This is a genomic window from Nostoc sp. DSM 114167, from assembly GCF_052692655.1.
The window spans coordinates 5889629-5909162 of sequence record NZ_CP195116.1 but is presented as its reverse complement, the minus strand read 5'-3'; the positions used below and the strand labels follow the sequence as shown (position 1 = coordinate 5909162).

At 44.1% G+C, this 19534-nt stretch carries 12 protein-coding genes; 3 read left to right on the top strand and 9 right to left on the bottom strand.

Annotation, left to right across the window (positions count from 1 at the left end; translation table 11 throughout):
- Window positions 1-48 precede the first annotated feature (48 nt).
- Window positions 49-1836 carry an MBL fold metallo-hydrolase gene (locus NSTC731_RS25115; RefSeq protein WP_445627304.1) on the bottom strand — a complete coding sequence of 596 codons (1788 nt, stop codon included), beginning with the start codon at window positions 1834-1836 and terminating at the stop codon, window positions 49-51.
- A gap of 351 nt (window positions 1837-2187) precedes the next feature.
- Between NSTC731_RS25115 and NSTC731_RS25110 the strand changes: the two genes are divergently transcribed.
- Window positions 2188-3690, top strand: a complete 1503-nt coding sequence (locus tag NSTC731_RS25110; RefSeq protein WP_445627303.1) for a tryptophan 7-halogenase — start codon at window positions 2188-2190, stop codon at window positions 3688-3690.
- Entirely contained in the window at window positions 3675-6308 is a 2634-nt protein-coding gene (locus NSTC731_RS25105; protein WP_445627302.1) for a tryptophan halogenase family protein, read from the top strand. Before NSTC731_RS25110 ends, NSTC731_RS25105 begins: the two co-directional genes overlap by 16 nt.
- Before the next feature lie 342 nt (window positions 6309-6650).
- Here NSTC731_RS25105 and NSTC731_RS25100 read toward each other — a convergent pair whose 3' ends face one another.
- From NSTC731_RS25100 to NSTC731_RS25075, 6 genes are all read right to left on the bottom strand, one after another.
- A complete protein-coding gene (locus tag NSTC731_RS25100) occupies window positions 6651-7868 on the bottom strand; it encodes a cupin domain-containing protein (protein WP_445627301.1) in 1218 nt (405 codons plus the stop codon).
- 185 nt (window positions 7869-8053) lie between these two features.
- Window positions 8054-9835, bottom strand: a complete 1782-nt coding sequence (locus tag NSTC731_RS25095) for a TfuA-like protein (RefSeq protein ID WP_445627300.1) — start codon at window positions 9833-9835, stop codon at window positions 8054-8056.
- 8 nt (window positions 9836-9843) lie between these two features.
- Window positions 9844-11028 (bottom strand): YcaO-like family protein, encoded by a 1185-nt coding sequence (locus tag NSTC731_RS25090; RefSeq protein ID WP_445627299.1) that lies wholly within the window; start codon window positions 11026-11028, stop codon window positions 9844-9846.
- A 345-nt stretch (window positions 11029-11373) separates the two neighbouring features.
- Window positions 11374-11736, bottom strand: coding sequence for a hypothetical protein (locus NSTC731_RS25085; RefSeq protein WP_445627298.1), 363 nt, complete (start codon window positions 11734-11736; stop codon window positions 11374-11376).
- A gap of 649 nt (window positions 11737-12385) precedes the next feature.
- Complete coding sequence (locus tag NSTC731_RS25080; RefSeq protein ID WP_445627297.1) at window positions 12386-12724, bottom strand: hypothetical protein; 339 nt, start codon at window positions 12722-12724, stop codon at window positions 12386-12388.
- Window positions 12725-13432: 708 nt separating this feature from the next.
- The gene (locus NSTC731_RS25075; protein WP_445627296.1) at window positions 13433-14275 is read right to left on the bottom strand and encodes a thiopeptide-type bacteriocin biosynthesis protein; all 843 of its coding nucleotides are present in this window, start codon (window positions 14273-14275) and stop codon (window positions 13433-13435) included.
- 104 nt (window positions 14276-14379) lie between these two features.
- Here NSTC731_RS25075 and NSTC731_RS25070 point away from each other — a divergent pair, with 104 nt between their 5' ends.
- A complete protein-coding gene (locus NSTC731_RS25070) occupies window positions 14380-15387 on the top strand; it encodes a cupin-like domain-containing protein (RefSeq protein WP_445627295.1) in 1008 nt (335 codons plus the stop codon).
- Between the two features lie 86 nt (window positions 15388-15473).
- Here the strand turns inward: NSTC731_RS25070 and NSTC731_RS25065 are convergent, their stop codons facing one another.
- Window positions 15474-17603 carry an NHLP family bacteriocin export ABC transporter peptidase/permease/ATPase subunit gene (locus NSTC731_RS25065; RefSeq protein WP_445632168.1) on the bottom strand — a complete coding sequence of 710 codons (2130 nt, stop codon included), beginning with the start codon at window positions 17601-17603 and terminating at the stop codon, window positions 15474-15476.
- A 376-nt stretch (window positions 17604-17979) separates the two neighbouring features.
- A complete protein-coding gene (locus NSTC731_RS25060; RefSeq protein ID WP_445627294.1) occupies window positions 17980-19422 on the bottom strand; it encodes an NHLP bacteriocin system secretion protein in 1443 nt (480 codons plus the stop codon).
- Between the last annotated feature and the right edge of the window lie 112 nt (window positions 19423-19534).

Below are 19534 nucleotides of genomic sequence, written 5' to 3'. Positions count from 1 at the left end.
ACCTTTTGAAATTTTAGATTTTGAATCATTCAATCCAAAATCCAAAATTTAAAATCTAAAATTCCGCGAGCGAGCTGTAGCCACGCGGCGATGATTGGTGAGCAGTGGCTCGATCGCCCTAGTGTAATGTTGCTCTAACTTGACTACTGCGGTAAAATCTCGCATTACAGCTGAGTATCCCTCAAGACTCAATCCTGCTTCCCTTAACCATTGCTCTGTATCTTCGCCATCAAGCAAATTAAACTGCTCTCGAAAGGAGTCAGACATTGTTTGAATTTCCGCATCAGAAATCTTCAGCCCCAAACGCTCTGCTTCTTTAACTGCTAAATAAGCCAGTAGGACTTTTTTACTCATCACTTCTTCGTTCTCACCTAAGCGGGTGAGAATTTGAATATCATCGCTACTTTCAGGGGAATTTGATGCTTTCTCCAACTCACCATCAGCCAATTCCGACTCAACGAGAGAAGTTTTTCCAGTGCCAAAATGACGCAGATAATAAGTAAGTGGGTCTGATGGGAAATCTTCGGGTGTTTTCGGCCACTTAGGAGACTCGAAACGATTATTGCGTACACAAATGACCTTTTCATAACTACGAGCCTCACCCGCCAGCCAAAAAATTAGCCCCGGCATTTTACCCGTCATCACATCGTCAACAGCTTGTCCGGCGATGTGGGTAAAGAAGTTTGCTTCTGGATGCTCACCCGCTAACACGGAAAAATCCTCTAAGCGGAAATCAATGGCATAATTTAGCCGTTCTCCATCTCCAGCATGAACTACCAACTGCCAAACAACTTGCTCGGTAGGGAAACTAGCCCAACTGCTATCAGCTTGTTTGACTTTTTGTTTGAGCCAGGAAATAAAAGATCCTGCTAGCAATGCATCCAGTTTTCGTTGCAAAGTACGCCGTTCTTCAGGTGTGGACAATCCTGTAAGAGTGCTGATATCGATTGGTTCCCAACGCAACTCAAAAGATGGCTTTGCTCGGACAAAATGAGATGATTGTTCGTGTCGCTGCGGAGATTGCCCAGATCGCAGCTCGATCGCATCACCAGGACGCACCGTTATTGCTCGCTCTGGGGAACCAAGCCGACGCTGCAACAAGCGAACTGTTTCTTCTGAACTTAAGGGAAAGGCATAGCGGTTGAACCAGGCGTGGCGACCGCTAAAGCACAGACCGGAAGCATAAGGGAAAACCAAAGCAGGGTTGCAAGCACACGCTGCTTCCAACCAACTAACTACCCCTTGCCGATCGAAGGTTGCTCCCATACCGTGCTGATAGCCCATACTCGCACGCACTACTGGTTGATACTTGGTGGAAATTAGATCGATCGCACCGTATTCTTGGGTGATTCGTTCGCCAATTTCCGCCGTTACTTCTGCATCTGCCATGTGCCAGAATGTGCCAGTTGCATCTCGAACTAACAGCCCAAACTCCGGTTCTTCGTGGTCTGAAGGCGTGGGGAGCAAGTAAGTTTGTCCAAGGGCGATCGCTTGCCAAGGCTGACAGATAATTATTTTTGAGAACCCAATCTTTTGCAGCTGTTCGATTAATGCCGGTTCATCCGCAGTAATTACGGGCAGTTCGCGCGGCAGTTTTTGGAGCGTTTCTAGGTGAAAGTGATCGAAGTGTCCATGAGTTACCACCAAAGCTGTTAAGTTTGGCAGTTTGTCTAACTCAAATACTCGACCAGGATAGTACGTAAGCGTACCCTTGACGAGTGTATCCGAAAAGCATGGATCGAGCAAGATGCGTTGATCGATCGTTTCGATGTATAAAGCAGCATGACCACAGATAGTGACACGCATGAGAATTGTTTCCGTAGCTGGTACTGTCAAAAAATCCTAGCCGATTTAAACAGCAAAAGATGGAAATGTTTAAAGAAGTTAAGAACTAAATATCAATTGCTAAGATTGGTAGCAAATAATTCCTAAATTCCATTAAGCTTGCATACTCTAATATAGAGCATTACTGAGATTAGATATAACACTTCTCGTTTGTATGCAATACACTTTGACCTCACTTCCATTCCTCTCTCCTAAGAGGAGAGGGAAAAGGAGCAGCTTTTATTATTGGAGAGGCTTTGAATGTTACTCCCCTTCCCTATAAGGGAAGGGGCTGGGGGTTAGGTCTGTATTGAACTCAACCCAGAAGCGCTAAAGTTCTCATTAACATTTCTGGCCATAGGTGTGGAAAAGACAATACACAATGTTGTAGTTTTTGGCGGCGGGAGTGCTGGATTTCTCTCTGCCTTAGCGTTGAAGGTGAAGATGCCAGCTTTGAACGTGGTAGTCGTCCATTCCACAACCATTCCGATTATTGGAGTGGGTGAAGCAACTACCGCTTGGATACCTTGGTTTTTGCATCAGTATCTAGAATTAAATCGAGAGCAATTTTATGAAGAAACCCAACCGATTTGGAAACTAGGAATTAAGTTTATTTGGGGAGATTCTAGCCAGTCTCACTTCAACTATCCTTTTGTGACTCATCTAGCAGATAAACTCAGTGTTTTGAGCAAAAGCACTGCTTACTATTGCCTTGATTCCACCACAGAATCCAGCCTTTATTCACTGTTGATGGAGCAGTGCAAGTCACCTTGCTTCCGCAGAGAAAATGGCGATTTCGTAGTTGATGAACGCTTTGGATACCATATTGAAAATGTTAGTTTCGTTTCTTATTTAGAAAGAAGGGCAACAGAAATTGATATCAAGATTATTGATAAACCTGTTGTAAATATTGAAGTCGCCGAAAATGGCTATGTTCGCCAACTCAAGTTTGATGATGGCACAATGCTGGCTGGCGATCTATTTGTCGATTGTTCTGGTTTTCGCTCGGCGTTGCTAGGAGAGATTCTGCAAGAACCTTTTTGTAGTTTTGCCAGCAGCTTGTTTTGCGATTCTGCTGTCACAGGCACATGGATGCGAGATGATGCAATCAACCCTTTCACAACTGCCCAAACCATGCAGAGTGGGTGGTGTTGGCAAATTGATTTGCCGGATAAAGTCAACCGTGGCTATGTATATTCATCGGCTTTTATCAATGATGATGATGCTTTGCAAGAGATGAAACGGCACAATCCTCTGATGAACGATCGCCATAGTATTGTGAGGTTCAAGTCAGGGCGACATCAACGATTTTGGGTAAATAATGTCGTCGCGGTGGGCAACGCTTCCGGTTTCGTAGAACCTTTAGAATCAACAGGATTACACATGATTGGCGAAACCATTAAATGTGTGTGCGATGTGTTGATTGATTCCGACCAGCAACCCACCCCAGCCTTAATTAATCTTGCGAATCGAGCGATCGCCCAAAAGTGGGATGATATTCGTGATTTTTTGTCGATTCACTTCAAATTCAATCACCGAGTAGAATCAGAATTCTGGCAACACTGCTGGCATCAAACTGATATTGGTGATGCCGAAGCAATAGTAGACTTTTTTCAACACAATGGCCCATCAAGCCTTGGTCAAATTCTGCTTTGCCCCAATAGTGTTTTTGGATACAACGGTTATCTGAATTTACTCATGGGTCAACGAGTGGCTACGAAGTATCAAAGCCACAATGACAGCTTAGATTTAGATCGTTGGCGACAAATCCAAAATTATTTCACGAAGCAGTGTACTAACGCCTTATCAATCCATGAGGCGATTCAGGTTGTTAAAGAAAGAAAATGTCAATGGCTGACTTCATAAATACCATTCCCCAGGTGCCTCGCGTTAACCCCAATGCCCATTTAATCCTCAGTGAGACGGGTGAGGTTTGTAGCTGGGTGGACGGCGAAGTGTTCGCCCTCGAAGGCATTAGCCCCAGTACCATCCGGGAACTACTGGCGCTAATCGATGGGGTGCGATCGCTTGAGGCAATTTATGCTGAACTTGCAAATTCATACGATCGCAACTACTTACATGAGATTGTCTTGGCTTTAAGTCAGTTGCATATCTTAGAGGAAGTAGTAACTGAAACTGCACCCGTAAATTCTGACTGGAAATTGCCAATAGTTCCCGAACAAGTACGCCAAAAGGCGATCGCTATCATCGGCAATCACCAGTTACTCGATACTCTCAATCAAGCCTTTGCTAAACATGGTTTTCAAAATCACCGCGCTTTCTCATTCACAGATTTTGCTTCCTGTCAAACGCCGGAATTTCTCGCTCTCCAGCAAGAACGGATACTTCTCAATGGCTCTTGGAAAGTGTCTGCAAATAGTCTAGAAGCTGTGAGTGTTTCTGGGCTTGAATTTCAAGAATTCGACTTTGTAATCTGCGCTTTGGAAGGTGTACCGTATCAAGCCCTATTCGATGTCAACAAGTCAGCCCTAGCCAGTGGCACACCGTGTTTATTCGTCACTGCTTCCCCAGAAACAGCACTCATCGGGCCAACAGTGATTCGGGGTGCAACTGCTTGTTTTAGTTGTCGAGTCATTACCTTAGAAGGTATTCCATCGGTTTTACAGGATATTTTGCCGCAACTGTCAACCCCCATCCTTAACCAGGCAAATAGTCCACTTTTGCCCTCCATAGCGCAGGTATGTATTGAAGAAGCGATTTCCATCTTAGGTTTGAACTTAACAGCAACTCGCGCCACCAGCGTTGTAAAAATTAATCGACAAGGCGATGGCACTGTTAAGCGGCTGCTTCCTAGCGGTGAATGTCAGCAGTGTACATCGCAATTAGATGAACCATTGGGAGTGCTGCAACGAAATGCGATCGCTGCGGCTGCCCAAGAAATCGGTCGGATCTGGCCAAACTCACCCAATGCTACAATCCGTGCAGCAGCCGATCCTTGCAAAACGGTGGGCATTTTGGGTGGTGGTACAGCTGGTTATCTCACGGCTTTAGCCTTTCGCGCTCTCAGACCAGACATCAAGGTAACTTTGCTAGAATCAAGTGCTATCCCGGTGATCGGCGTCGGCGAAGCAACTACTCCAGAACTGGTTAAGTTTCTCCATAGTCCCCGCTTTTTAGGGCTAGACATCGTTGATTTTTATCAGCGCGTGCTTCCTACATGGAAGTTGGGGATTAAGTTTCAGTGGGGACTGCCCGGTGATTATGAATTTACATTTCCGTTTCAGCGCGGACGCTTGCTAGAATCGCTTCTCTATGATTCAACGCTGAACAATCAGTCATTAGGGGCAATGCTGATGAGTGGCGATCGCGCTCCGATTTTCGATCGGGGCGATGGTACTCCATTGTCTCTACTTCACCAGATTCGCTGGGCGTATCACCTCGATAATCGGCGGTTTGTTCGTTACCTACAAGAGGAAGCGATCGCTGCCGGGATACAGCATATTGACGTGCAAATTTCTGATGCCCAGATATCTGCCGATGGTGAAACCATTACCCATCTAATCGCTGAGGATGGGCGTAAACTAACTTACGATTTATATATTGATTGTTCCGGCTTTCGCTCGTTGTTGCTAGAGCAAAAACTTGGCTCAAAATTCATAAGTTACCAAGATACCCTCAACACCGATCGAGCGATCGCTGCTACCGTCCCTCATAATGGCACTATTAAACCTTATACTCTCGCCGAAACCATGAATAATGGTTGGTGCTGGAATATCCCTTTTGAAGATGCCGATCATCGGGGATATGTGTTTTCTTCAGCATTTTGTAGTGCCGATCAAGCCCTAGAGGAAATGCGTGCCAAAAATCCGGGGATGGGCGATCCTTGGCTTGTAAAGTTTCGTTCCGGGCGGCATGAGGATTTTTGGAAAGGCAACGTTGTGGCGATCGGCAATTCTTATGGGTTTGTCGAACCCTTAGAATCCACAGCCATCCACATGATCGTTCTCGAATTGGAACTCCTACTTACCAACTTTCCAGCATCAAAGCAAGATGAGGGGGTGAAATCTGTACTCAACCGCAAAATTGGCGATCGTTGGGATGCCCTGCGTTGGTTTCTCGGAATTCACTACAAGTTCAATCACCGTCTATCTACTCCTTTCTGGCAAGCAGCCAATAGAAACACAGATATCTCTGGCGCAGTAGAGCGATTAGCATTGTTTAGCGAGCGAGCGCCCTTATCTTATCGAAATTCGATGTTTTATACACTACATCCGCCAGAGTTTTTCTCTGACGATCACTCCTATGACACATTATTAGCTGGGCAACAGGTATCCGCTCGCTTTGTGGAACCCGTGGAAGATTTAGCCACTTGGCAACGCCAACTCGCAATACTCAAAGGGCTGGCTAGCACTGCCATGCCCCAACATCAAGCCCTTTCCTGCTTGCGCGAGCAACGGCAAGATTTACTTTACGACTTCGCAAAGCGCCGAGATAGTTGGTTACACACCTGGCTTCCTGCGTAGCGATCTATGTTAAACCCTTCGGGTAGGGAAAAGGTTAAAGGGGAAAGGGAAAAGGGAACTTCATAACTAAATAATGGGGCTTGATATGAGGACGCTGTATTTCTGAGTTTGTAGTAAGCACTTCAGTGCTTAAAAATCCAGGACTAAAGTCCTTACTACGAACTTTTTTACCCTTCAGAACTAATAGACCTCTTGCAAAAGTTACTTTTGCAAGAGGGGGAAAGGGATGCATGTTAAAGGGAAAAGGGTTTTTATGAGCCGCTTTTCCCTTTACCCCTTACGCTTTTCCCCACTTCTGCAAGAAGTCTAATGCAATAGCGTAAGTCCTGACTATTTTTATTTTCAAACAATCGTTAACAATCCTTCTTTGAGCAAACGGCGTACCAACACGATCTTGCTATTGTCGCTGGCAAAATCGGGCAGCGATTTGATCTCAAATGCAGCTTCTGACTCAGCAATGAAGCGGAAAGCTGGCTCAACGTATGCTGGCCCTTCAACTCTGTTTTGGGGAAATTGAATCATCACCACATCTCCTTTTCTGACGGTTGTGCAAATCATTCCTTGGCGTTTGACAACGTGAGTATCCAAGTCAATCTGTTGCAACTCGTCCAATTTACTGAAATGGCTATCTGCGAGTGGGGACAGTGAGCCAATGAACTTAATAGTTAGTCGTTCAACTGCATCATCAATATCAACGCTACTAGCGAAGGTTTTGAGTAAATCTTTCAATTGATTTTTGGTCTGCGTCCTAGCATCATCGTCACGCAAAAAGCTAACGGGAACTGCTTTGCGAAATTCAACATTTTGCTGCACAATCGATGTGAAAGCTTCTTGAATCAGATCAACCCAGCGATAAACAGGGATGCCGACGGTGATATGAAGTGAGGAAGTATCCAACGTCTTGGCTTCATGCACAAAACCACGCGGGATATATAACATATCACCTGGCTTGAGTTCAACTTCATGATTAGGAGCCTTTAGTTGCTCCCGTAATACTTCTTGTGGTAATCGTTGAGCATCTTCTAGCATTGGCAAATCCCAGTAGGAATCATAGGTGCGCCAGAGTTTAGTTCCCGAAAGCTGAAGAACGAAAACATCGTGTGTATCAAAGTGGGGAGGAAATCCTTGAGCAGTTTTAGGGGTCAGGTAAAGATTGACATTCGCTGGATGATTGAGATATTGTTCCAGATTTCTGCAAAGTGTGGCGATCGCTTCCCAATGCTGTTGTAGATGAAATATACACAAGGTATTGCCTTGATTATAGGCATCATAAAATTGATAAATACTAGGAGATGCATTGGGATTTATAGAGCCTTTTCCCCCTAATTTATTCGCTTGATTAGAAAAATCATCTGCCACTTTCGATACATTAAAGTCAGAATAGCGAATACCACTAAAGCGAATGAGCGAGTCAACATCTTTCATGGAAAACAGACCTGAATAGTAATCTGTTTCTTTTCGTGAAACAACAAGGCACTGCCGCTCCCAGTATTCTTTAAAGAAGGTTACGGTATCGATAGGCTGAATTAATTTCTCAAAATCAAAGTTAGTGCTAAACATTTTTGGAGTTACCTCGAAAACGGATGAAAATTTCTTTAATTTTGAATTTTGAATTCTTCGGCTACGCTCAGTTTTTAAAAAATATATTTTTGTAGGTTGGGTGGAGTGAAACGCAACCCAACATTACCACCAAATTTTATGTTGGGTTACGCTATCGCTGCACCCAACCTACAAAACTACGGTTTTCAAGATAGACGAGGTTTACTTAGTTCTTTCACAAATTCTTCCGGTTCGCTAAAATCTAGCCAAAAAGCCACTTGAGTAATGTTACATGCCTGGGGAAAGGCATTTACCTGACGCCAGTTTTTCAGATCGGTTTCCCAGCTTTGTGTTTGTTCAGATAACTGGACTCTTTTGCTTAAAATTGGATAAAACCCAGACAGCCTTAAGGCATCGGCAAGAAAGCACTCAGTGACTGAGAAATAGTTGCTCATGCCTCGCCCCCACCATCGGGGTACATTGACAAATCCCTCTAGCCGCGCGATCGCTTCCATCATCTGAGAAAATTCATCTGGAGTGAAGGAATTGCTCGATAACCAAGCCGGAAATTCAGCCTCGTTAGTAACTCCCTTTTCTTGGAAAAAATGTTGCGTAATTTTTTGAGTAATGCTAGTTCTCAAACTCGCTTTTGATTGGCTGTTTGTCTGTTCGGCTAAAGCCCAGAGAATAGCAACCTGACGATACAATCTACGTTCACAACTGGCTAATGCAGTTACAATATCTGCATCTGCGTTAGTTGTCTCTTGCTCAAGTGAGGAGATATCCTTACCAACAATTATCAAGACAAATTGATGTAATTGCTCAACCTTTTTGGCAAAGGTATCGTCTGCACTATGAAGTTTCAGCAATGCTTGAATCCGACCCAAACGTTCAACTAAGACTGGTATTGCTGAGGCATCTACGTCTAACTCTAGTTCATTAGCATCAGAACTCGAACCCACTACCTCCTGCCTCCTGCCTCCTGCCTCCTGCCTCCTGCCTCCTGCCTCCTGCCTCCTGCCTCCTGCCTCCTGCCTCCTGCCTTCTGCCTCCTGCCTCCTGCTTTCTTCAGGTTGCAAGTTCTGTTGTTGGGCTACAGCATCACACCAACGAATTAATCCAGCGAGATTACGCAATTGAATGTAAACTCTGCCGAGAAATCGGGCTTCTTGGCTTAATTTTTCAGTCAGAGGCAACCAGGAATATGCTGTCCGTAATGGACGAATAGCAACTCTAGCTTGAAGTTCCTCTATGAAAATCGACTTGTTGAGTTGAAACTTTACTTGCTGATTAGCAGCAGTACCACCACTTTCTCCAACCATAGCGGCCAGATGTTTCAGCAGTTCAATGGCATCTGACTGTTTTTGATCCACATAGCCGCCATTTTGCACAAATTCCAAAAACTGGGCTAAAACCTGGCGATCGCCCCCCTGTACCTCTGCATCAGCCACTGCTTGGCTCAAATGTCGTTGAGTGAAGAACTGCCGTTTGGCACAACTGATAATTAAACTAGCGATCGCTGGCTCAATAATATTTTTGTCTACCGCTAGCTGAACTGTAGCGCGGATGTTTACTAAGGCATCAGTTAAGGGTTGGTATTGGAATTGAGAGCTACTGTGCAAAATTGCCACTTCATCATCCCCGATGTAGTGTCTTTCTCGGTAGGCTGCAAAAATAGCTCCAAATCCCTCCATGCCAAAGGCTTCAAGTTCAGCGGCTCGAAGCGCACCCATGCTACTTGCCCCAAATACTCGCACTCCTGCTTCTAATGCCCAGAGAATCTCTTTATGCCAAACTGAAGCGCTACGGTCAAAAAAACCGTCAATAATGGCAATTACACGCGGCTGTAACCGCAGATAGGCAAGAATATCACCACAACGGACAGGATCGAGGTAACGGGCCGGTAAGATTTGAGTGGCTTGGGTAACAGATAGGGTGGGGCCAAGAAAAATGAGAATTTGACTAGGTTCCAAAGAATTCGAGTGCATATTGAATTTTACAAAGACGAAGGGAGATGCATACCCGGTACAATCACATGCACCACTGGAATGCCATACTCCGGTCGCGTATGATTGACAAAGACAGCTTGCTTAAATCCCTGAGTACTCAGACAAGTTAGAATTTGTTGAATTTCTTCTGCAAACGTTGGGGTAAAGGCTAGCTCAGGCTGAGTTTCAAAATCAATTAGGGTGGCGATCGGTCTTTTGCTGCTAGACTCGATCGCTGGGCTACCTGGCATTCTGATGCGTCCAAGGGCATAACTCTCTGGATGAATGTCATCCCGGCTACCCGCAATCACCGTTACTCGTGATTGAGCCGCTTCAGTAATCGCCCGTGCTAAAGCAATTTCTTTGGAACTGTGGCATCCCCACCCTGCTGCTGTCGGTCGTCCATGCCAGTTTTCCCGATCGCTAATCAAGCATTTATAGGTAGGTATCCCCATAGTCGAGGTTAAATCAGTAATCACGGCTGTTGCCCCGGCAAGTTCAACTTGATAGAGTAAAGATTGCAAAAGCGGAGACTGGATAGTTTGAATATCAACCAAGCAGTTAATCCGTTCCTCCAAAGGTAAGCGCCACCAACGCCACTCAGCTTCGCGCTCAATGACTTCAAACAATCCATGAGCGATCGCTTCTAGTAAATGGTTTCCTGATGCTAGTCCATTGCTAGAAGTGCTGAACAGATGAGTATCGCGTTTTTCAGTTGTGGTGTCTAAATCAAGATACGCCTGTGGTACGTAAACAGGTTCGCCCGTAAATAAATCGGTTCCACAAATCCAATCTAGCGGTATAGCAGGATGATAGGACTGCGATCGCTTACCTGGCTCTAAAACGCTAGGATCGATTGCCTGGTGATGTCGGCAGACTTCCTCATAAGAGGCAACCATCTCTGGTTGGGGGAGGTTTTCTGCATGATAAGACTCCACAGATTCCATCACTGCCGAGATCATCGCCAGCTGAAGTGAAATTCCCTTGCCTTGAGAACCAGAAAAGGCTTTTCCGTTAGGACGAATCGCTTGAGCAACAGGAATACCAATGCAGTCAAGACCAGTAATGTCTGCAACCCGCGTGATGCCAAAAGCAATCAGAAATTCTTGTAGCTTCTCCCAAGTAGAATTAGGTTCTTCTGTCCGAAATGTGCCATTAAGATTCAGCTTAGGAGCATTCAGATTTTGCCACATTCGCTTGTTTCTTTCCCAAACATTGCTGAGAGTACTAATAGATACTGATTTTCTAACGCACTTAAGTGTCGAGCGGTGTGTTCTATTAAGCACGCGACGCATGAAGTTATAATTAGCGCCTTTGAAAATTGCGATATCACAATCATTAGACTTCTTGGCATTTGTAGGGAATTGGGTTTGGGGGAAAGGGAAAAGGAATAAAAAAACCTTTCCCCAATAAAGATGAGTCCCTTTTCCCACAAGAGTGCAAAAGTTACTTTTGCAAGAGGTCTATTAAAGTAAAAGGTTAGCGTTGCTAAATTGCAACGCCTTCCCTTCACAGATACCGCAAGCTTTAAACCAAGGCTACCAGCAACACATAACTGTCTCTTTAACTGTGGATGAAGCCAGTCCACCAGCTACACTTTCTAACTCATCTTCTGACAATTCTCGGTTAGCTGGTCTTGCTTTAATACCGTTAACGCTATTAATAGAACGGATATTCACAGATGGAGAAGTAGTTGACAAACCTAGAACCTTTCTTTCAGCCGAAACCATCACGGCTTTCACATCATCAGCGTTAAAATCAAAACCGTTTGTCTGTCCTTGTTCAACAGCGATTCTTGCAAACTCACCTGCTTCCGTAGCATCCAACGCTTCACGTAGCGGCGAATTGGCTGGTTGAGCTAAAAAATTTTCATAGTATTCGACAAAACTTTGCTGAGACATTATCAACTCTCCTTAAGATAAGATACTTGGCCTTTCCCTTGAAGTAGGTAACTAAATCTGAAAGCTGGGTGATTAACTTCAAAAGTATTGTTCCCCAATCGCTAGGCAACAGAACAATCACTTAAATTTTAGTATTGTTCAATACAATAATTGCTTGAAGTATAGGCTAATGTCCAGATCGGTTAAGTCAAATTTTGTAACTAATAAAACATTACTTTTGTATAGGAAAATACAAAAATTAACATTGAAATTGACAAGTTAGTGCCGCTTGAACCTTAAAATAACGTGAGTTCGATGAATTTCTCCCCAACCACTCTTGGAGGCGGAGAGGGGCAGAAATATTCTTAGTTGACAACGAAAAAATTAGGGTTTCAAAGCCTCTCGAAGAGTGGGGGAGAGGAATGGAAGTGGGGTTTTTAGAGCCGTCGAACTCACGTTATTTTAACGTGAGTCTCCAACGGAGGCGCACCTGCGGGAAGGGCGAAAGAAACAAGTCAAATCCTCTTCCCCTCTGCCTTCTGCCTCCTGCCTCCTGCCTCCTGCCTCCTGCCTCCTGCCTTGTTTCTTAGGAGTTCGACGAGTGCTATTTTGACCTCTCCCCCAGCCCCTCTCCTACCAGGCTACGGTGTACACACAGGTTTTACCCACCCTAACCACTGCTTAAATTCAATAAACGATCGCCCGAATTCAATAAACGACCGCCCGAATTCAATAAACGACCGCCCGAATTCAATAAACGACCGCCCGAATTCAATAAACGACCACCCGAATTCAATAAACGACCGCCCGAATTCAATAAACGACCGCCCGAATTCAATAAACGACCGCCCGAATTCAACAAACGACCACCCGAATTCAACAAACGACCGCCCGAATTCAACAAACGACCGCCCGAATTCAACAAACGACCGCCCGAATTCAATAAACGACCGCCCGAATTCAATAAACGATCGCCCGAATTCAATATATTTATTGGATAAATTCTCAAAACCTCCCCCCAAACCTGATTTACTAAGGTTTTAGCTTTAGTTTTACCCCACCCTAACCATCACTGCGATTAAGTAGGTAATCTTTGGGATTTAAGAAGAAATTCGACTTGTGTGTACACCGTAGCTCCTACCAGGAGAGGGGAGCAAAAACTCTCCTTACTCGTAGCCTCGTTCCTAGCCTAGAGGCTGGGAATGTATTCCCAGAGGGCTGCTGCCTCTGGTCAAGCTATGGAGGCGGAGCCTCCCAGAATGGGTTAAGAGCCTGGAGGCTCTTAACCAGTTAGGGCAAGGGCTGTGTCTTAACAAGCGTGCCATTCCCCTTTAATGTCTTGGCTAATGAATAGATTAGACTTCTTGGCATTTATCGGGAAAAGGTAAAGGGGAAGGTGGGGCCCCCTCTGGGGATAAGGGGCGGCAGGGTGGTTTCATACAAGCAGAGAAAAAATAAAACTGAGTTTCAAAGCCTCTCTCCGCTTGCCTAACGGCAGGCTGACGCCAACGGGGAGAGGTTTGGAGAGGGGTCAAAATCTATGGTTGTACATGAGAAATCAAGACTTATGTATTTTTCTTTTTTCGTATGAAACCACCCTGCTCTGGGGATAAGGGGCGGGGGAAAAGGTACTGCAAAAGTCCCTTTCCCCTTATAACCTTTACCCTTTTCCCCCTCTTGCAAAAAGCACTTTTGCAAGAGGTCTATTGTAGGAATTTCATCTTTTTGCATTCTTTTGCTCAAGGGTTCGGATTATAGCTTCAATTAGCCTTCCTGAACGATGCGAATCAAACCCGTGGCGATGAAAATTGAACATCGCAACTGCGGCCAAGATGTCAACTAGATCCTGAGTCAATTGACCAAGATGTTGGAGATTAAGTAATTCCTTTGCAAGTATGTCATTAGCTATGGCATATTTTTGCAATATCTCTGATTCTTTTGAGTCATACAAAGTTTCGAGAGAAAGTAGTTCAACTGTTGGAATTGTGCCTTCAGGAGGTGTGGAAATTAAAGCCGCTAAACTGTGCCAGGTTGCGAGAATAGCTACCGGATCTGACAGAGTACGGGTAAAGAGATCGTGCAACACAGTTGGCACAAGTAAATCTTTGGAAATAACACTAAGGTTATGTCGATCGAGATAGTCAAGCATGAGCCACAATGAAGTGTCTGCGTCGAAGTGCTGATGAACCAACTTCATGGCTTCTAGTCCGCCAAATCGGTCAGTTTCAGGCTCATAGTCACTAAAGAAAAATAAATTAATCAAATTCTCACCCTGAAGTGCATACATGAGATCGGAGATATCGGCGATCGCTTGTTGCCGATCCACTGTTGTAAAAAAGCGCGCCCGGACATCTGGCGGTTTTCTCATAAAGAAGAAACAGCGCAACAAATCATTACTTTGCCAGTGAGTAACTAACGGTTCCAGTCGGGCAAACAGGGCACGGGCACTCGATAGTGCATTACCCTGATGCCTGACGAGTCCCACATTAAGTTGCACCCAATTCCCATTTTCCCAGTCTTGACTACTAGCTTGTGTAGTTGAAGTTGATTCGTCGGTCATGAAATAACTTTTACCACAGTTCACTGATGTTAAATCAAGAAAAGAAAGGTTGACAATAGAAGCTGGCCTAAAGCAGCATTACGGCATATTAGCAATCAAAAAACGTGGTTCTCGACAACATCGACCGTATCGAAGCACCTCCAGCAGATATCTTTTACCGAGAGTATATTCTGCCCCAGCGTCCAGTGATTATCACCAATCTCTTTGAAAATTCACCACTGCGTCCAATGGATACCCTTGAAAAGGTAAAAACAGGGCTGACTGACATCCCACTTGAAATCTGTGCAAATTACATCGCCAATCTGCTAAATTCGACATCCGCTGATATTCCCCGAATGATGAATTTAGGTGAATATCTTGATTTCCTACAAGCACAACCCACAACTCTTGATATCTGTGTTGAATATCCTACGCCCCAAAAGTTACTTCAGTTATTGCCCCTGAATTCATACCAACATTTAAATGATGAAAGCGACTTGTACTCCAATATGTTTGTCGCTGCCAGCAATAATTATGCTCATTTGCACTATGATGCCGATCAACGTAATGTTTTGTTGTTTCAAGTTTTTGGCACAAAGCGATTTGTATTGATTCATCCGCGTGAAACTCAAAAGCTAGATGCGATCGATCGGCTTAATCTCTGCCGTACCAGTGGTATCTTCCTGGAAAATTTCTCAGAAGCCGAGAAAACGGATTTTCTCCGATATACCAACGCTTATGATGCGGTACTTTATCCTGGTGAAACTATTTTCATGCCGATGATGATCTGGCACTACATAGAGTACTTGGAACCAGCCATGTCAATTGCTTATCGTTTGGGACGCAACGCTTATAATCGGCGATTGGCTAAACTTTTTCCAGCCCCCTCGGTTGATGTTCAGTCTTTATCGCTGTTGCTGCAAGACGAGACACAAGCGCGATCGCATCATCTAGAATGGTTAAATAAACTAGAGGCTGTAAGCGATTCATGGTCGGGGAGTGAAAGCGATCGCAGGGACACTTTAAACTACCTTTGCCTAAGAATTCGGGGGCAATATCTTGGTCTTGAGCCGATCAAGAATATTCGAGAGTTGAGAAGACGTGAAGCCATGCTAAGTAAGTCGGTGAAATAAACCAAAATATGTTGGGAAACGTAAATGGGCTTAAAACCCTTACTAATGACAGCCTCCGCCAGTTAGCTTTAATTGCGCCGACCTACTTAAACACTTGCCTGCTCTGACCGAATCAATCGTGCATAGGAACCATCAAGCTGCAACATTTCATTGTGCGTACCGCGTTGCACTACTTTACCCTTTTCTAGAACAATAATTTCATCACAGTCGCGGATGGTACTGAGACGGTGAGCCACAATAATGCAAGAACAGCCCCGATAGCGCAGATTTCGGTCAATAATTTTTTCCGTATCAGCATCTAAGGCACTGGTTGCTTCATCCATGATCAGAATTGTGGGATCGTTGACTAATGCACGGGCAATTTCTAAACGCTGGCGCTGTCCGCCACTGAAATTAGCAGCACCCTCAAGTAAGTTACCTTCATACCCTCCAGATAAAGCTAAAATCACTTCATGAATAACTGCATCTTTACAAGCTCGGACTAATTGAGAATTAGACACTGTATCATCCCACAAAGTCAAATTATCTCGGACACTGCCAGCGAACAGAAAAATTTCCTGTTCTACCATTGCCAAAGAATTAGAAAGTATCGCCCTAGTAATTTGCTCTCTAGGGATACCATCAAAGAGAATTTCTCCCGACCAAGGTTGATATAGCCCCGCTACCAATTTGGCAACTGTTGATTTACCAGAACCACTACTACCAACTAGGGCTACCCTCTGTCCTGGTTTCAGTTGAAGACTCAGGTCTTGAATTAGAGGCCCATCTGTCCGTGAGTAGCCAAATGTGACATTTTTTAATTCGACATATCCCTTAAGTTCGCAAGCTGAAGCATACTGTGAGGTATGTAAATTATGATTATCCAATTCGGAATCGGTTGCGTTTTGCAATACATCATCGAGGCGATTTAAGTCTCCTTCTAGTTCCTGTAAGGTACTGCCGAAATTGACTAGAGAGTTGACTGGAGTCAAAAAGCTAGTCATTAAACTTTGGAAAGCAATCAACATCCCAATGCTGAGATGCCCATCCATGACTCGTAGACCACCAATAACTAAAACTGCTAAGGAGCTTAAACTAGTTAAGAAAACAGGTAAAACACCTAGTACTTGATTAGTAATACCTAACTCTTGCTGACCGTTAATAAATTTTGTATAGTAACCCGACCAACGGGAGAAAAAATCAGATTCCAACGCTGATGCTTTCAGAGTTTCCATACTTTGAAGGGCAGCAATTTCTGTTCCGGCAACTTTGCCTCTATCTTGGATGATTCGCATATAAATATCTGTGCGCTGTCGGGAAATCCACTGCAAAGTCAAAATATTAATCGCAGCAAAACAGATACCGATCGCAGTCAGCACTCCATCATAAGCAAACATGACTAAGGCATAAAATACTACCATGACGGTATCAATTACAGTCCTGGCTAACTGTCCGGATAGCACTTCGGCAACTTTAGTATTGATATTGATTCGGCTGCTAATTTCTCCGGCAAATCTTTGGGCATAAAACGCCACTGGCAAGCGAAGAATATGGTGGATGAATTGCCCTGACATTTCCACCGATAATTTAATATTTAGTTTTCTCAAAAAACGTCTTTGTAGTAATGTCAGTAACACCTGAATAATCACTGTAATTGTCATTCCCAAAACCAATGGACGCAACCAGTCTGTGCGATTTTCTACCAAAATGTTATCAACAAAAATTTGATTAAAGACTGGTAAAACTAACCCTGGAATGACTAGAAAAAATCCTGCTAATAAACAATAGAGAATAGCTCCCCAAGAACCCCGTAAACGGTCAAAGAGTGCGCCTATTAAGCTCGGTTTGCGACCCCCACGTTGAAATTCTGGGCCTGGTTCCATTACCAGAACAACCCCTGTATAGGCTTCATCAAATTCTTTAAAGGAAATTCGTCTTGGCCCGGTAGCTGGGTCATTGAGATAAACCCAATTTTTTTTAAATCCTTCTACTACTAAGAAATGATTAAAATTCCAAAACACAATGTATGGCGGACGAAGTTCTTGTAATTGTGCCAATTGCTTTTTAAAACCTTTGGCTTGCATTCCATAGTTTCTCGCAGCTTTGATCATGTTAGAGGCTTTGCTACCATCACGAGAAACACCGCAATTTTGCCGCAGTTCTGCTAAAGGCACAATTTTACGATGGTAGGCCAAAATAATCCCGAAAGCTGCTGCTCCACACTCTACAGCTTCCATTTGTAATAGAGTGGGAGTTTTGACGCGAGAAAAGATGTGAGTTTCTGCGGTTTCTAAATCTAATAATGGGGGTTTTTGGCGGAAGGGATTAAGGTTTTGAATTAAGGATATTAACTGCTGAATCAATTGCACAAGAGCATTCTCCTAAGAGGTTGTTTGAAAAGTATTTTGCTGTGATTTTAGGCACTTATTGATCCCCCCTAACCCACGCCAGTCGCTTATGGGGGAAACCACGCCAGATGCTCCATTTGGGGAAACCCCAGACGCTCGCGGACTCGCTAACGGGGAAGGGGAAAAGGTTCTGTATTGTCCCTTTCCCCTTTAACCTTTACCCTTTTCCCCAAGAGTGCAAAAAGCACAAATGCCAAGAGGTCTTTTAGTTAATGCCAGTAAATTCTCTAAGAATAGGCAAGACATAAGTAATTGGTGCTTGCTCTGCTACTTTAACCCGGACGCTGGTAGTTGTTCCGGGAGAAATGTTTAATTTTGGCCCTTGGGAAGAAGACCAGCGATAACCGCTAAAGTTGGATGGAGCTAGTTCCATTTCTGTTCGCACTTCTATGTCTCCGCCTCCAGTTAGCAAGATGTTTGTGACTAGATCGGGATTGCCAATCACAGACTTTGCACCTTCTTTAGTCACAGGTAAGGGGGAAACAGAGGTAACTTTACCGACAATACCGCCAAAGCGTTCTCTTTTCACGGAAGTGGGGGTAATTTGCACGAGCATTCCTGGTTGAATTTGTTTACCATCTTCGACACGAAAGTAGGAGACGGCAATTAGTGAAGTCTTTTTGTCACCGACGTTCAAGGTGACGAGCGGAGTTTTCGGACTAGTAACTTGTCCGACAAAACCAGCCACTTCTAATACACAGCCGCTACTAGGGCTAAGAATTTGACTATTTTCTAATATTTGTTTTTCTAGTTGCGCGATCGCTCGATTAACTTCTTGAATTTGATTAATTTTGGTATTCAGATTTTCTACGTTTTCTTGATCGATACGTTGGCTCTTAGTCTCTAAATCTTTTAACTGCGCTTGCAGTTCGCCTACAGAACTCAAATTTTGTAAGTATCTCTGCTGGGCTTCTGTTTCTTCTACATCTAATTGCTTGAGCTGCACTTTGATATCAGACACGGTTTGCGTTGCCTGTTTATATTCTTGCTCTGCTTGTAAATATGTATCTTTGGCAATGGCTCCCACATCTACGAGTTGCTGGCGCTTGTGTAATCGATCTTTGAGTATAGGTACGACAGTTACAGCATCATTCAGGCGTTGCTGCAAACTAAGGCGCTGTTCGCGGATGGCATTTAAGCCTTTTTCATAAAATGCAGGCGTGAGAGTTTGAGTATCCCGCAAACGTTGAGTATAATTAGCTTTAGCAGATGCGATCGCCTCTTTTTCTTTAGCGGTACGTTGTCGCTGAAGCAGGGATGAATTTTGTTCTTGTGTTTGTAATTGCCCCAGTTTTGAGCGTTGCAGTTGCAATTGCTGTTTGAGATCCGTCGGATCGATCGTTGCTATGACATATCCTCGATCTATACATTGTCCTGTTTTCACATTCAGACTTTTTAACTGTCCTGAGATTGGCGACTCAAAAGTGACAACTTGATTGGGTTGAATAAGTATTCCCTTTCCTGTGACTGTGACGGGAATACGTCCAACAATACTCCAAATTAATCCCAATAAAACAAAAGTACCCAGCGTCGCCAAAGGTAGCCAATCTACAGGATTGACTACTTGCATTAACCGATCCAATCTTTCTGGAGAAGATAAACGCTCCAGCGATTCTTTGCGAAATATACTATCTTGTTCTTCAGCCATTCATTTGTTAATTCGTAATACTTCGACTGCGCTCAGTACAAGTTCGTAATTAAGACTGGAATTAGAGACTAATAAAGCTATTTCCTACCTACTTTCTGCCTCCTGCCTCCTG

Bases quoted from the DNA above. Each gene is read 5' to 3' on its own strand.
- NSTC731_RS25065 (WP_445632168.1), bottom strand. From the start codon at position 17,603: ATGGAAGCTGTAGAGTGTGGAGCAGCAGCTTTCGGGATTATTTTGGCC.
- NSTC731_RS25085 (WP_445627298.1), bottom strand. From the start codon at position 11,736: ATGTCTCAGCAAAGTTTTGTCGAATACTATGAAAATTTTTTAGCTCAA.
- NSTC731_RS25075 (WP_445627296.1), bottom strand. From the start codon at position 14,275: ATGACCGACGAATCAACTTCAACTACACAAGCTAGTAGTCAAGACTGG.
- NSTC731_RS25105 (WP_445627302.1), top strand. From the start codon at position 3,675: ATGGCTGACTTCATAAATACCATTCCCCAGGTGCCTCGCGTTAACCCC.
- NSTC731_RS25100 (WP_445627301.1), bottom strand. From the start codon at position 7,868: ATGTTTAGCACTAACTTTGATTTTGAGAAATTAATTCAGCCTATCGAT.
- NSTC731_RS25060 (WP_445627294.1), bottom strand. From the start codon at position 19,422: ATGGCTGAAGAACAAGATAGTATATTTCGCAAAGAATCGCTGGAGCGT.
- NSTC731_RS25095 (WP_445627300.1), bottom strand. From the start codon at position 9,835: ATGCACTCGAATTCTTTGGAACCTAGTCAAATTCTCATTTTTCTTGGC.
- NSTC731_RS25090 (WP_445627299.1), bottom strand. From the start codon at position 11,028: ATGTGGCAAAATCTGAATGCTCCTAAGCTGAATCTTAATGGCACATTT.